Source organism: Bradyrhizobium sp. BRP22 (genome assembly GCF_020194175.1).
In the GTDB taxonomy this organism is placed as follows: domain Bacteria; phylum Pseudomonadota; class Alphaproteobacteria; order Rhizobiales; family Xanthobacteraceae; genus Bradyrhizobium.
The window spans coordinates 1-13,948 of sequence record NZ_JADYVX010000040.1; the positions used below are offsets into that span (position 1 = coordinate 1).

Below are 13,948 nucleotides of genomic sequence, written 5' to 3' on the forward strand. Positions count from 1 at the left end.
GTGGTGGCGTGATGTTGACGATCGTGATCTCGCGGACCTGTCGCGGCGGCGGCAGATCATTCCCCCCGAGCAACCAGTAGCCTGCCCCGCCGAACAGCAAGGCGATCACCGCAAGCGCCGCTCCGTAACGCAGCCCAGGGCTGCGGAACACGGAGCTACGACGCGCGCTCGTCGACGCCTGCGGTTCATCCGGCAGCTTCCAATCGTCCCGAAGCCTGCTCACGACACGACCTCGACCTGCCGCAAACCGCGATCGCGCTCGGCAAAATACTGAAAGACGAATTCAACGAGCCTTGTGAATTCCTGCGTCTCCAACGTCAGCCTGAGTACGGGCGTGGCATCGATCTTCAGATGAAAGGTCTCATCTTCGACGTTGAACTCGACGTAGGCATCGCGGTCGATCGACAGGCGCGGCCGGCGGCCGCGCGATATCGTCGCCAGGAACGGATCATCCTCCAGCTCTCCGGCCGAGACGCGGCCGCGGAGTTCGTTCGCCAGACTGACCAGAAGCGCTTCGCCCCGGATGGGAAAAGGCAGAACGACAGAGCTCACGCAATCCCCTCCCTTCACGGCCTCGGAAGCAAGGTCATCGGGAGCCGGCCCGACCAGCCGCAGCCGGACAAGCGCTCGCAGTAGCGTATCGAGCGCACGCTCATAGGCGCGTTTGCGCCGAACGGGCGTGTGAACGAGCGGCGTTGGCAGCGGGGTCGACGATCGCATCATTTCACGAGCGGCTTGGTGGCGAGACCGACCTGGTTGAGGCCGATGCGGCCGAGCAGGTCGAGCACGTCCATCACGCTTTGGTACTGGGCCTGGGCGTCGCCGCGCAGCACCACCGGGAACTCCGGCGTCAGCGCCTTCTGCTGCACCAGGCGCTGCTCGAGCTCGGGCAATGTCACCGGGATTGTGTCGAGGAAGATCTTGCCGTCGTTGGCGACCGTGATCGCCTTGGTGGTCTGCGTCGGCAGCGACGGCGCCGCCGAGGCCTTCGGCAGGTTGACCTTCTGGCCCTGCACGGTCGCCGTGGTCATGATGATGAAGATCACCAGCAGCACATAGGCGAGGTCCAGCATCGGGGTGATGTTGATGTCGTCATACGGCTTGGAGTCGCTCTGCAGCTGCATCGCCGTTACTCCGCGGCCATGCGGTGCAGGGTCGGGTCCGGCCGCTCGGCGGAGTAGAACTCCGCCATCTTGGTCACGAACTCGTCGACGAAGACCTGGATGTCAGAGGTCAGGTCCTTGATCCTGGAGATCAGGTAGTTGTAGCCGAACAGCGCCGGGATCGCGACGCCGAGCCCGGCCACGGTGGCGACCAGCGCCGCGGCGATGCCGGGCGCAATCGCGTTGACGTTGACGTCGCCGGAGGCCGCGATCGCCGCGAACGTGATCATGACGCCGACTACGGTGCCGAGCAGGCCGAGGAACGGACCGCCGGAGATCGCGATGGTCAGGATCACCATCAGCCGGTTCAGCCGCTGGATCTCCTTGACCACGCCGCTGTCGAGCGCGGCGCGGATCGCCGCGATCGAGGCCCCGGACAACACCGGCGCGGCGCCGCTGCGGAAGCGGTGGCGGATCTCCTCGGTCCCGATGTGGTAGATGCGGTACAGCGAGGAGGCCTTCATCGCCTTGGCGTCAGCCGCCGTCAGCCGGCCACCGAGGGTGGCGACCTCGACGTCCTCGCCGCGGTCGAGGATGGTGAGATCGTCGGCGAGGTCGCGGAAGTGCGTCATGAACAGCGCGTTGGCCCTGGCCTGGCGGTTCAGGTAGCTGGCGCGGTCGACCATCACCACCCAGCTCAGCGCCGCCATGATCACCAACAGGCCGATCACCACCCAGCCGTCGAGCGTGACCGATTTCAGGATCACCGCAAAGTAGCCCGACAGCCAGCTCGCGGTCTCCTCGTCGACGCTGAAGGCGATCAGTTTGGCGGTGTCGGGGCCCTGCCCGATCGCGGCAAACTTGAGGAAGCCGAACGGCCGCGCGACCTTCGATATCTGCAATTCGTCGAGGTCGCCGGCAAAGCCGGCCAGCGCCGGCACCGCGGCTGGCGCCGCGGCGGCATCGTCCGCCGGGGCTGTGCCCCCGCCGTCCGCAGCCGGCGCAGCAGGGGACTGCGCGGCTGCGGAGGGGGCGATCGGAGCTGCACTGGAGGTTGCAGCCGTGTCACCTCCGATCAGGGCCACGGTGTTCAGCGCCGGCAGCGCGGCGGCGAACGAGGCATAGGGATTGCCATCGAGCAGCAGCGTCACCTGGCCGCCATTGGCGACCACCGCCAGATGATGCCAGGTGCCGGGCGCGATCGCCGCGCCGGCGCCGCTGCGCTGCGCGGCGCCGGCATTCGTCACCTCGACGAACGGCGCGCCATTGTCGAGCCCGATCACCAGCGCATTGCCGCTCGCCGCATCGCGGCGGCTGTAGAGCGCCGCATTCGGCTGCGCCGCCGCCGGGCGGATCCACGCCGACCAGGTCAGCGCGCTGCCGGCGGCCAGCGTCAGCGACGGCGCCGCCGGCAGCGTCAGCGGCGTTTGCCCGCTCAGCCGCACCCCATTGCCGATGATCGCCCCGTCCGCCGGCTGGCCGACGCTCTGGGCGTTGTTGGCCCACACCGAGGCATCCAGCGCCGGCGTGCCGCGCTCGTTGAAGTGATAGACCAAGAGCGTGTCCGGATCATAGGTCGCCTTGGCGTCGGCCGCGGCCAGCGCCTTCTTGTTGCCGTAGTACAGCCAGATCTCGGCCTTGGCCCCCGGCTGCAGGTTCGGCACCGCCACCCACACCAGGGCCTCGCTCAGCAGCCCGTCATACTTCTCGAGGTGGTGCTTCAGCGGCGTCTTGTCGTCGCCGGCGACAAACCGCAAATCGGAGCCATCGTCCTTGGCCGAGCCAAAGCGGAAGTTGCCGGTGTGCAGCCGGATCAGGACCGGCGTGGTGCCGACCGGATCGGTGATGTTGGCCCCGGTGGCGCTGGCATCGATCGTGATCTTCTTGCGCAATTGCCAGTCATCGTTCCACCACGCCTGCGCCGGCGCCGCCAGCGCCAGCGCCACCGCCGCGGCCAGCCCCAGCGTGGCCACCGCCTGTGCGGCCGCGCGCTTCACCGCCCGCATCTTGTCCCATCCCATCGTCATCAGAATTCACCCCAGATCCGAACGTTGAGCCGCGGATTGTCCGCGCGCGTATAGGTTTGGCTGATCATCGGCATCGACAGCGCGACCAGCCCGTTGAACGTGTTGAACACCCGAAACCGCGTGCCGACCCCGTAGCTCCACAGATTGAACGTCGTCTGCTGCTCGGGCAGCGGGCGCTGGATGCGGACATGGCCGGCGTCGGCAAAGGCGAACAGCCGCCAGTCGTTGAAGGTCACGAACCGCGGCTGGCCCTGGCCGGTCTCGTCCTTCATCTCCTTCTGCAGCATCTCGCCGAGGTTGGGGCTGCGGATCTCCAGATTGCCGATCACCCCGTCATCGCCGAGCACCTCGGATTCCAGATAGCCGCGCACGGTGTCGAGGCCGCCGGCGCTGAGCTGCTCGCTCGACACCAAGGGGCCGTCGGCAACCTGCGCCTGCACCTTGCCCCAGAGCTGGAAATTCTCGGGCAGCTCCTGGGTGTGCGCGACGTCGACGTTGAAATGCGTGAAGCTCGGCGAGGCGTAGTAGCGCTTGGCGTCGAACTCGGTCCAGTCGCTGCCGAACGGCCGCAGGCTGTAGGTGATGCCGGCGTTGAACTGGGTCAGGAACTTGTCGTTCTGGAACGTGGCGCCGTAGCTGGCGACCACCGGATAATAGGTCACCGGTGAGGCGAAGCTGTCGGTCCCCAGTCCCACGGTCTGGTCGAAATGCTTGTAGTCCACCCCGACCGACAGCGTCTGGAAGAAGTTCTCCCGCCCCGGCAATGTCATCACCGCGCGCCCGCCGACGATCTCGCCGGGGCCGACGATGTTGGTGCCGCCAACGGTGGCGACGTTGCTGCTCGACTTCACCGCGTAGACCAGCAGGCTCAGCCAGTCGAGCTCGGGCAGCCGCGCCAGGTACGAGCCCGAGAACACCTCGGCATCGCTCGGCCGCTGCGGCGCCACCTGGTAGGTGAAGCTGAAGGAATGCCCGAGCTGCCACAGATTGTCATAGTGCACGGTGGCGCTGAGGCGGGCCGGCGTCGTGTTCGGCGAGTTGCGGTTGTTGACCTCGACCGTGCCGTGCAGCGGCGGCTTGTCCTCGACGTTGAGATCGACGTCGACGGTGCCCGGGGTGACCCCGGCGCGCAGCGCCGGCGTCACCCGGCGGTCCGGCCACTGGTTGAGCGCGACGATGTCCTTGGTGACCTCGTTGAAGTTCGGGACCGTGCCCTCCTGCAGCGATGGCGCCCGGTCCCTGATCCGGTCGAGGTCGAAGTAGCGCGAATTCTTCACCCGCAGGCGCCCGACCTTCATCTCCGTCACCTTCAGGATCACCACCCCGCGCAGCGCATTCTGCGTCGGCACCGACACGCTGACGGTCTGATAGCCCTTGTCGCGATAGGCCTTCTCCAGCGCCGCCCGCGCCTTCTCGACGTCGTCGGCGCTCCTGTCCGGACCGAGGAACGGATAGATCGCCTCCTCGATCTCGATCTGCGGCAGCTTATCCGCCCCCTGCACCGCAAAATCGTCGATGTCGAAGCGCTGCGCAGCAGCCGCGGCCTGCGGCGCCGCCGGCTGCTGCGCCGGCGCGGCATTCGCGGCGGGTGCATTCGCGCCCTGCTGCGCGCGTTGTGGCGCGGCACCTGCCTCACCCCACGCCAGCGCGCAAAGACCGCCGGCGACCACCGACATGACAGGCCTCAGGCCGAGCAACACCGTTCGGGCGGACGCAGGTCCGCCACGCTTGTAACCGATCTCAGATTGCACGGGTGCTCGCTCGTCTCCTGGGGCACGCGCATGACGGCACGGCGGAATGCCGCGTTCATGGTGCCTCACTTCAACAGACGATCGAACCGGAACGAGACTGAATCAAAGTCTTAAGAATTTTTGGGCGTGCCCCACGATTCGCGCGATCCCGTAGATCACCGGGGAGCACGCGGCGCAGGTCGTGCGGCGTCTGCCTTGCCGGCATCGCCCGGTCGCGGGATTATTTCAGATTTAGCAGGAGGCGCAGGCGCAGCGGCTGCAGCATTTCCGGCGGCGGCGCCTCGCCGACATTGCCCCGCGTCAGGATCTTCCGCAGATCAGCATCGGCCTGCGCATTGTTGAGCGGGGGGAAGGTCACCTTTTCAACCGTGCCGTCGGGATTGAGCCAGGCGCGCACCTCGAGCATCTGCGGCGGCCCGTCTTCCTTTCCCCGGTGTTCGCGAAGATAGGCCCTGAAACGGTTACCGACCTCGTCGTCCGCGCCCATCCAATCTTCAAAACGATACCTGACCAGCTTCGCGAATTGAGCCCAATGCGGCGGCGCCTTGCTTGCCTCGCGATATTCCTGCGACAGCGCCGGCGTGCGCGCCAACGGCGAAACCTCGCTACGCTGCTGATACGGCGTGAGCTGGCCAACCGCCCAGCCGATATCGTGGGCCTCCGCGCGCCAGCCGGCCGACATTGTCATCCCCAGCAATCCGAAGCCGACTGCAATGCCTTTGCCAATACCTTGGATGACGGAGGCCAAGCTGCGACACCGGTACGCTCCATCCGCATGTCGCGATCTGATCAATTGCATCCTCATTATCTTGCGCTTCGTCCGCCAGACCTGTCTTGTCGGGCAATTCAAGGCGCTAGCTCAGCAACACGATGCCTCCCGGCAACGACCGCGCGGTGGCGCCGAATAGGCCGTGGGCTTGAGCGATGAAGTCGTCCAGGTGATCGAGATGGAATGTGCCGGAAATCATGCGACGCCCTAGCTGCTCGTCCATGACGACAATCCGGCCCGGCCGGTAGCGGTTGATCTCCTCGACCAGCCGACCGACCGGCCAGTCGCGGACGATCAGCAGCCCCTTTCGCCAAGCGTTCGCCTGCTCCAGATCCGCTTGCGATGCGCGCCCCAGCCCTGCCTCCGCCGAATAGGATATCTGCTGCTCGCCCGCAATGGCGACGCGTTGTCCTTTCCATTCGACTTCGACGTCGCCATCGATGCACGACACCGAGACGGCACGATCGAGACATCGCACATTGAAGCTGGCACGACGCGCAGTGACGCGGCCTCCGGCGGCATCAATGACAAGTGGCACGGGCATATCGCGTTCGGCCTGAACGGCAGCTTCACCCGAAATCAGTTCGATGCGCGAAGCCCCCTGCTCGGATCGTACGGCGATGCTCGTCTGCGTGTTGAGTGTCAGCGAGACATTGTCGGACAGAGCGATGCTGCGCCGCTCGCCCTTGGCAGTCCGATAGTCCGCCGACAATTCTTCGAATGACGGCCACAGCCCCATCGGCGGACGGACGACCAAATATCCGCCGGCCACGGATGCGGCAGCGGCCATCGCTCCCCCAATCAACGCCCGGCGGCTGAGCCTGTCGCGCGGATGAGGCGGACTCCTGCGTTGAACATTCACGAACCCCGGCTCGTCGGCCAGCTTGCGCGTGGCCTCGCCAAAACTGCGCCACAACCCGACGGCATCGCGGAAGGCAGCCTCGTGCTCGGCGCTCTGCTCGCGCCAAAGTCCCAAAGCGGCAGCATCCTCCGATGTCGCCGCGCCCGACTGCAGGCGAATTACCCACGCAAGCGCCTGCCGCAACAGCGGGTCCAGCTCGGAAGGAATATCGTCGCCTGCGGTCAAGACCAATCGCTCTTTGCTGTCTCTCTCGCCGAATGCCTCCGGCGTACTCGGAAATACCGCGCCCTCTTGCTCTATAGACGATCGACGCGAACCAAGACTGAATCGAAAATAATACCTATCCGCACTTTCCAGCTCCTTGTCGCTATAGAAAGTGCATCTTTCGAATTTTTTGTTGAGGATTTCCCGCCTGTGCGAGCACTGGGCGCATGCGTCAGGAAAGCGATCCCGAACCGCTTGATAAACACTTGCTCCGCCGAGATGCAAGCTACTCGTTTAATTTCAGCTTTGGACGCGGCCCAAGGCGCCGGAGCACGTTGCGGCCGAGACGGCGGGAAAGATGCTCCATGGCATGCTGCAGGTCGAAATCGACCGTGCGCACATTGATGCCGAACCGAGCGGCGATCTCGCGATGGGGCTGATGATCAAGATGGGCTGCGATGAAGACATCGCGCCGACGCGCAGGCAATTCTTCGAGCGCCTTCTGAAACTCCGTCAGTTCGATGCGTGCCTCAACCACCATCGCCGGATCTGGACGGTCATCGGGGATGTCCATGATGGCAGCGATTTCCGCAGCGTTCAGCAAGTGCCGGTCGCTCTTGCGCCGATCCTTGGCGACATTCAGTGCGGTGCGGAACAGATAGTCGACGGGGCTATGGATGGGGACTGCATCGGAGACTCGATCGACCCGCAGAAATGCTTCGTGCAGTGCTTCGCGTGCGAAATCCGACGAGCCAAGGCAACGCGTCAGCCGCTTGGCCAGGCCGTCGTAATCAGCTGCGACCGTCTCGCGCAGAGATTTACTGTTCGAATTAGACACTTACCAGCCCCGCAACACCACGCGCTGCGCTTCGCAGATCGTGGTCAGTCCCACTATTTTCCCTATCGACCGAGGATGACACTCGCGTGACGGACAATCGTCACTGGCAGGCTGGTCGGCGATTGCGGCAATCGAACCACAGCGGCAATGTATTTAGGTACCGCGGCCATTGACCAGGAGCTTTGCCGCGCCCCCAGAGTCGCTTGATCGCGACAGCATTGAGTAAGGTGTCGCCGGAGCTTGAGGCAATACTTTATACTTGTCGCACGAGGCGGAATCTAAAGCGCATGCATTGAGATCATGAAGCGGATCGGCAGCGGCATGTTGGGCGGCGCCTGCTGACTCAGCACCAGGCCGCGCAAGGCCTCGGTGATCGAACTGTCCCGATCAACGTCGCCGGTTGATCCGTCGAGCTCGGCCCTGTCAATCACTCGCGAGGACGGCGTCACCCATAGCTTGACCGCGACCCGATAGTCGCCGCGCTTATTCCGTCCGCCCTTCTTGAGCGCCTTCTGGATGTCCGATTGCATGAGGCCGATATACTCACCCAGATTGCGATCGGAGCCATCGCCCGTGCCGCGAACACGCAGCGTGCCAAGCGTTATGTCCGCGGAGACCGGAGGATGGATCGGCGGCTCGTCCGGATTCGGCGCGGACGCCGGCGCCAGGGTCACGGCGTTGGATCGGCTATAGCGCACCTTCAGGTCGGTATCGGCCAGGAGCATCAGCAACGCCGCCTGCGGCGTGAACTCGCCCTTGACCGGCTGCGCGCGGAAGCCGGCCGCCGAGGTCGTTTCGAACATCACCTGAACGCCGGCCTGCTGGCTGTACGCCTGCAGCGCGTCGATCAGCGGCTGCGCCGGGATGTTAAACGTCATGAGACCGATCGGCGACGTCCGCTCGTTTCCAGACGCAACGGTAACTCCGACCATAATGAGAAGTACCGCCGCGATCTTCGCCAAGGGCCAGACGCCGAGGCGCGGCAGGCGTATCCGCTGCCGGACTTGCACACGGGACGAAACGATTTGGCCAATACCTACCATTGCTGACAACTGAGCCGTCTCGTCGGCTGCTTCCTTGCGAGGGTTTTTCGATTTCGCGCAGGGATCCCGGAGATCGCGCGCCATCCCTCGGCCTCACATCGTACCTTCTCATGTCAACCATATGACAGACTGGCGTGATGGCGTCACCTGACCGGCTTCGGTGCACCTGTTGATACGAACTAGCGCACTGACGCGCCGATCGACTGCGCGTCGATCGATACCTGTCCCTCCGCGATGCGGACCGGATAGAGCCGCAACGGCCGGCTTGGCCAGCCGTGCGAGATGCGGCCGTCGCGAAGATCGAACGACGCTGCGTGACGGGGACAGAACAGCCTTCCGCCCGTCACGCGACCAAGGCTCAGATCCGCCTGTTCGTGGGGGCACGCCCGTTCGCACGCGATGGCGTCGCCGTCGTTCCAGACCACGATCAAATCGATGCCACACACGCGCGCGCACACGATCGCTTCCGTCCTCAGCCGGCTCAACCCGCAGACCGGCACCCAGCCGGGTTGACCCGAATGTGCGGTGATCGGAAACCGTTCATCCACCGAGATAGGCCTTTCGCACGTGCTCGTTCTCGATCAGCGCCGCGCCCGTTCCGGCGAGCACGATCCGGCCGTTCTCGAGCAGATAGGCGTGATCGCACATTTCAAGCGCGGCGAAGGCGTTCTGCTCGACCAGCAGCACGGTGGTGCCTGCGTCGCGGATGCGGCGGATGATGGCAAAGGTCCGCTCGACGATGTTGGGCGCAAGTCCGAGCGAAGGCTCGTCGAACATGATCAATCGCGGCCGCGACATCAGCGCACGTCCGATCGCGAGCATCTGCTGCTCGCCGCCGGACAACGTGCCTGCGGCCTGCCGCCGGCGCTCGGCCAGCCGTGGAAATTCCTGATAGATGCGATCGCGATCGGCGGCGACCTCGGCGGAATCGCCGCGCAGATACGCGCCCATGTCGAGATTCTCCTCGACCGTCATGTGCGGAAACACCCGCCTCCCTTCCGGACAATGCGCGATCCCGCTGGCGAGCACGCGTGGCGGTCGCGCTCTGGTGATCTCCTTGCCGTCGAAGAACATCTGCCCCGAGCGCGGCGGCACCAGTCCGGAAATCGCCCGCAGCGTCGTGCTCTTGCCGGCACCATTGGCGCCGATCAGGGCGACGAGCTGCCCGGCCTGCACCTGCAGCGAGATGCCGCGCAGCGCAGTGACGCCGCCATAGCCGCAGACGATATCGTGGACCTCAAGCACGCGCGGCTCCCTGCCCGAGATAGGCTTCGATGACATCGGGATCGTTCCGGATCGCCTCCGGCGGCCCCTCCGCGATGATCCTCCCGTAGTTCAACACCACGATCCGGTCCGAGACGCTCATCACCATCGGCATGTCGTGCTCGACCAGGAGGATGGTGACGCCGCGATCGCGGATGTTGCGGATGAGCTCGACGAAGGTGTGGGTCTCCGACGCATTCATGCCGGAGACCGGCTCGTCGAGCAGCAGCATCGACGGCTCCGCGGCCAGCGCCAGCGCCACGCCGACAAGGCGCTGCTCGCCATAGGAGAGCGAGCCTGCAGGATCGTAGGCCCGCCGCTCGAGGCCGACCCATTCGACGAGCTCGGCGGCGCGCTCGCGCAGCCGGCGTTCCGACGCGCGCGCGCGCGGCAGGCCAAGGATCGCCTCGAACAATCCGACCCTGCCCTGCCGATGCAGCCCGATCAGAAGATTGTCGTAGACCGTGTCGTTCGGGAAGACACTGGTTCGTTGGAACGTCCGGATCAATCCGAGATCGGCGATCTGATGCGGCTTCAATCCGTTGAGCGCGGTGCCGCGATAGCTCACTCTGCCATGGGCAGGATCCAGGAAGCCCGTCATGACGTTGAACGCCGTGGTCTTGCCGGCGCCGTTCGGGCCGATGAGGCTGACGATCTCGCCCTCGCCGACCGTGAAGTTCATCTCCGAGAGCGCGACGAGCCCGCCGAAGCGAACGGCGACCTGCTCCACGTTCAAGGCGATCGCACGCGCGGTCGTCATGCGGGCTCCTTGGCACGTTCGGAGAAGGCAACCGGAGTGACCGCAACCACCGCCGCCTTGCGCTTTCGCTTCGCAAAGCGCTGCGCCAGCGAAGGCACGATGCCGCGCGGCAGCACGAAAAGGATCACGATCAGGACACCGCCATAGGCGATCCATTGCGCTTCCGGCGCCATGATCGGACGCAGCATCACCGGCAGCAATCCGAAGATTAGGCCGCCGACGACCGGTCCCGCCAGCGAGCCCTTACCACCGCTGATGACCATGATCACCATGGTCACCGTGTTGATGAAGGCGAACACTTCGGGATCGATGATCCGGATGTAGTGCGCATAGAGGCTGCCAGCCGCGCCGGCGATGGCAGCCGAGATCACCGCGGCGAGCGTGAGCGTCCTGGTCACGTCGATGCCGACGGACACCGCCAGCGTCTCGTTTTCCATCAGCCCGCGCATGGCGCGGCCGAAATGGGAATGCACCAGCCGCGAGATCAGGAGATAGGCGACCGCTGCGACCGCGAGCACGAGATAATAGTTGTGAAACTTGGTGCGCAGCGTCAGTTCACCGAGACCCGGCAGGCCGATTGTGATCGACGGGATGTTGGTCAGCGCGAGCGGCCCCTGCGTCAGCTCCACCCAGTTCAGCGCCACCAGCCGGACGACCTCGGCAAAGGAAATGGTGACAATCACGAAATAGGCGCCGCGCACGCGGAAGGACAGCAGTCCGACGAAATAGCCGCACAGTCCCGCGACCAGGATCGCCAGCACAAACCCCACGATCGGCGGCCATGGTTCGTGAACCAGGCGGAAGCCACCAGGCAACCCGATATCGAAGCCAAGCGAGGTCAGCGCGCTGACATAGGCGCCGATGCCGAAGAAGGCGATGTGACCGAGGCTGAGCTGACCGGTGAACCCGAGCAGGAGATTGAGGCTCATCGCGGCGATCATGAAGATACCGGTCGTGATCAGCGCGTTCAACAGATAGGGATCGCGCAGCCAGAGCGGCACGGAGGCGAAGGCCGCGAGCGTGAGGATGGTGATCGCTGCCCTCATCCGACGCGCTCCGAGCGCGCGAACAGACCGGTCGGCTTGAAGATCAGCACCGCGATGATGATCAGGAAGCCCATCGCGTCGCGGTATCCTGACGAGATGTAGCCGGCGCCGAGCTCCTCGGCCAATGCCAGGATGAAGCCGCCGATGACCGCGCCGGTGATGTTGCCGAGCCCGCCGAGGATCACGATCGCGAACGCCTTGACCGCGGCAAGATCGCCCATCTGCGGAAAGATCACATAGACGGGCCCGAGCAGCGCGCCCGCTGCTGCCGCAAGGCTCGAGCCGATCGCAAAGGTCGAGGTGTAGATGAGATCGACATTGACCCCCATCAGCGATGCCGTGTCCTGGTCCTGAAACGTCGCCCGCATCGCGCAACCGAGCTTGGTGCGATTGATGAGCAGGTACGTCACCACGATCAGAAGCGCCGCGGCGGCCAGAACGAACAGCCGCAGCCAGGAAACCGAGACAGGCCCCAATACCAGCGGCGCTTCCGGAAACGGCGTCGCGACCGATTTCGCGACCCCGCCCCAGATCCACAGCGTGGCCGACTGCATCGCGATCCAGGCACCGATCATCACCAGCATGGTGGTGTCGATATCGGAGCCACGCAGCGGTCGCAGCAAGGTGAGTTCGATCACCGCGCCCAGCAGCCAGCCGGCGACGACGGCGACCGGCAGCGCGAGAAAGAAGTTCAACCCGAGCTGCTGCACCACGATGAACATGATGTAGGCACCGAACGTGTAGAGCACGCCATGCGTGAAGTTCACCACATTCATGATGCCGAAGATCAAGGTCAGCCCGATCCCAAGCAGCGCATAGGTGCCGCCAAGGACGAGCATGTTGATCAGATGTTGCAGAAACTCGCTCAAGGCGGCTCCATCATCCTATGGCGCAGTAGAAGTTGGTTGAAGCGGTCGGCCTGCAAACTCCACCTCTCCCGCTTGCGGGAGAGGTCGGCGCGCAACACCGGGTGAGGGCTCTCTCCACACGAAGACTCGCGGAGAGACCCTCACCCCAGCCCTCTCCCGCAAGCGGGAGAGGGAGCCAAGCGCCGTCGTTGGTGCAGCTCGACCAGATTCCATCTCGTCCTCATCGTCACAGCGTCTTCATGTCGACCTTGCCGTCCGTAATCTCGATCAGATAGACGTTCGGCTGGCTCTGCCCACTCTCCTTGCCTTCCGGACCGGACTTGCGGAACACGATATCGCCGTTCAACCCCTTCACCTTGATGTCCCACAGCGCGGCCTTGATTGCCGCCGGCTCCGCCTTGCCGGCTTTCTCGATCGCAGCCGCCGCGGTGCGGATGCCGTCATAGCCGCGGAAGCTTTCAGTGCAGCCGGCGAAGTCGAAGCCGCGCTTCTTCCATTCCGACACGAAATAGTTGGTCGCTTCCGGGTTCGGCGTCTTCTCCGGGAACCACGGCAGGAAGGTCGTCAGGTGCATGGTGCCGTTGGCGGCGGCCCCCGCCTGCGCGATGATCTGATCCGGATTCTGCGAGCCGCCGGTGGTGATGATGCGCTTCTTCAAGCCCAGCGCCGCTGCCTGCTTGAAGATCAGCGTGAGCTGGTCGACCGCGGTGGTGACGATGACGGTCTCGGAATCCGAGCCCTTGATCTTGGAGAGCTGCGCGCTCATGTCCTGCGCGCCCTGGTCCATGGTTTCGACCAGGCCGACGCTGATCCCCTTCTCCTTCATCATCTTGCTGAAATCCTCGGCAGTGCCACGGCCCCAGTCGTTATTGATGACGAGGAAATCGACTTTCTTCAGCGCGAGCTTGTCGACGATTCCCTTGAACGCGGCAGCCTCGACCGACGACGGCGGCGAGATGCGGAAGATGAAGGGGTTGCCGGTGGTGGTGATCTTGCCGGACGACGACGTCTCGACGACCATCGGCGTTTCATATTCCATCAGCTTCGGCATCACGGCCAGCGTCAGGCTGGAGCCCCATGCGCCCATCAACACCGGCACCTTGTCGCTGGTGATCAGCTTCTCGGCGACGGCGGCGGCCTCGGTCGGATTGCTCTTGTTGTCCTCGATCACGAGCTCGAGCTTCTTGCCGAGGATGCCGCCCTTGGCATTGATCTCATCGGCGGCGATCTTGGCGCCGTTGACGACATAGGTGCCGGACGCGGCGAACGCGCCCGTGAGCGGTTCGTTCACGCCGATCTTGATGGTTTGCGCCTCGGCGCCGCCGCCGAATAAAACCGCTGCCAGCGCAATTGCCGGAACAATCCTGGACGTCCTTATCATGTGGCTCTCCAATCCCTCTGTTGATCTCCGCG

The 13,948-nt window shown here is 64.7% G+C and carries 14 protein-coding genes and 1 pseudogene; all 15 read right to left on the bottom strand.

Features of this window, described 5'->3' with window-relative positions; genetic code table 11:
- A pseudogene (locus tag I6F35_RS33050) lies at nucleotides 1-223 on the bottom strand (energy transducer TonB); the annotation flags it as partial.
- Nucleotides 220-552 (bottom strand): hypothetical protein, encoded by a 333-nt coding sequence (locus I6F35_RS33055; protein WP_225121829.1) that lies wholly within the window; start codon nucleotides 550-552, stop codon nucleotides 220-222. The gene I6F35_RS33055 and the pseudogene I6F35_RS33050, both read right to left, overlap by 4 nt.
- Before the next feature lie 167 nt (nucleotides 553-719).
- On the bottom strand, nucleotides 720-1,124 hold the full coding sequence (locus tag I6F35_RS33060; protein ID WP_225121830.1) for a biopolymer transporter ExbD: 405 nt from the start codon (nucleotides 1,122-1,124) through the stop codon (nucleotides 720-722).
- A gap of 5 nt (nucleotides 1,125-1,129) precedes the next feature.
- On the bottom strand, nucleotides 1,130-3,130 hold the full coding sequence (locus I6F35_RS33065) for a MotA/TolQ/ExbB proton channel family protein (RefSeq protein WP_225121831.1): 2,001 nt from the start codon (nucleotides 3,128-3,130) through the stop codon (nucleotides 1,130-1,132).
- Nucleotides 3,130-4,881, bottom strand: coding sequence for a ShlB/FhaC/HecB family hemolysin secretion/activation protein (locus I6F35_RS33070; RefSeq protein WP_225121832.1), 1,752 nt, complete (start codon nucleotides 4,879-4,881; stop codon nucleotides 3,130-3,132). The genes I6F35_RS33065 and I6F35_RS33070 overlap by 1 nt, the downstream gene beginning before the upstream one ends.
- A 220-nt stretch (nucleotides 4,882-5,101) precedes the next feature.
- Nucleotides 5,102-5,563 (bottom strand): hypothetical protein, encoded by a 462-nt coding sequence (locus tag I6F35_RS33075; protein WP_225121833.1) that lies wholly within the window; start codon nucleotides 5,561-5,563, stop codon nucleotides 5,102-5,104.
- Nucleotides 5,564-5,735: 172 nt separating this feature from the next.
- Entirely contained in the window at nucleotides 5,736-7,001 is a 1,266-nt protein-coding gene (locus I6F35_RS33080; protein WP_346283230.1) for a FecR domain-containing protein, read from the bottom strand.
- A 1-nt stretch (nucleotide 7,002) separates the two neighbouring features.
- Complete coding sequence (locus I6F35_RS33085; protein ID WP_225121834.1) at nucleotides 7,003-7,554, bottom strand: RNA polymerase sigma factor; 552 nt, start codon at nucleotides 7,552-7,554, stop codon at nucleotides 7,003-7,005.
- A gap of 278 nt (nucleotides 7,555-7,832) precedes the next feature.
- Nucleotides 7,833-8,681 carry an STN domain-containing protein gene (locus I6F35_RS33090; protein WP_225121835.1) on the bottom strand — a complete coding sequence of 283 codons (849 nt, stop codon included), beginning with the start codon at nucleotides 8,679-8,681 and terminating at the stop codon, nucleotides 7,833-7,835.
- A gap of 95 nt (nucleotides 8,682-8,776) precedes the next feature.
- Nucleotides 8,777-9,145 carry a Rieske (2Fe-2S) protein gene (locus I6F35_RS33095; protein WP_225121836.1) on the bottom strand — a complete coding sequence of 123 codons (369 nt, stop codon included), beginning with the start codon at nucleotides 9,143-9,145 and terminating at the stop codon, nucleotides 8,777-8,779.
- Nucleotides 9,138-9,842 (bottom strand): ABC transporter ATP-binding protein, encoded by a 705-nt coding sequence (locus I6F35_RS33100; RefSeq protein WP_225121837.1) that lies wholly within the window; start codon nucleotides 9,840-9,842, stop codon nucleotides 9,138-9,140. Before I6F35_RS33100 ends, I6F35_RS33095 begins: the two co-directional genes overlap by 8 nt.
- Entirely contained in the window at nucleotides 9,835-10,620 is a 786-nt protein-coding gene (locus I6F35_RS33105; protein WP_225121838.1) for an ABC transporter ATP-binding protein, read from the bottom strand. The genes I6F35_RS33100 and I6F35_RS33105 overlap by 8 nt, the downstream gene beginning before the upstream one ends.
- Nucleotides 10,617-11,666, bottom strand: a complete 1,050-nt coding sequence (locus I6F35_RS33110; protein WP_225121839.1) for a branched-chain amino acid ABC transporter permease — start codon at nucleotides 11,664-11,666, stop codon at nucleotides 10,617-10,619. Before I6F35_RS33110 ends, I6F35_RS33105 begins: the two co-directional genes overlap by 4 nt.
- Nucleotides 11,663-12,535, bottom strand: coding sequence for a branched-chain amino acid ABC transporter permease (locus tag I6F35_RS33115; RefSeq protein ID WP_028164695.1), 873 nt, complete (start codon nucleotides 12,533-12,535; stop codon nucleotides 11,663-11,665). The genes I6F35_RS33110 and I6F35_RS33115 overlap by 4 nt, the downstream gene beginning before the upstream one ends.
- A gap of 226 nt (nucleotides 12,536-12,761) precedes the next feature.
- Nucleotides 12,762-13,916: an ABC transporter substrate-binding protein gene (locus I6F35_RS33120; RefSeq protein ID WP_225121840.1), complete on the bottom strand. Its 1,155-nt coding sequence runs from the start codon at nucleotides 13,914-13,916 to the stop codon at nucleotides 12,762-12,764.
- Nucleotides 13,917-13,948: the final 32 nt, after the last annotated feature.

Bases quoted from the DNA above. Each gene is read 5' to 3' on its own strand.
- I6F35_RS33060 (WP_225121830.1), bottom strand. From the start codon at position 1,124: ATGCAGCTGCAGAGCGACTCCAAGCCGTATGACGACATCAACATCACC.
- I6F35_RS33065 (WP_225121831.1), bottom strand. From the start codon at position 3,130: ATGACGATGGGATGGGACAAGATGCGGGCGGTGAAGCGCGCGGCCGCA.
- I6F35_RS33075 (WP_225121833.1), bottom strand. From the start codon at position 5,563: ATGTCGGCCGGCTGGCGCGCGGAGGCCCACGATATCGGCTGGGCGGTT.
- I6F35_RS33090 (WP_225121835.1), bottom strand. From the start codon at position 8,681: ATGGCGCGCGATCTCCGGGATCCCTGCGCGAAATCGAAAAACCCTCGC.
- I6F35_RS33105 (WP_225121838.1), bottom strand. From the start codon at position 10,620: ATGACGACCGCGCGTGCGATCGCCTTGAACGTGGAGCAGGTCGCCGTT.
- I6F35_RS33110 (WP_225121839.1), bottom strand. From the start codon at position 11,666: ATGAGGGCAGCGATCACCATCCTCACGCTCGCGGCCTTCGCCTCCGTG.
- I6F35_RS33120 (WP_225121840.1), bottom strand. From the start codon at position 13,916: ATGATAAGGACGTCCAGGATTGTTCCGGCAATTGCGCTGGCAGCGGTT.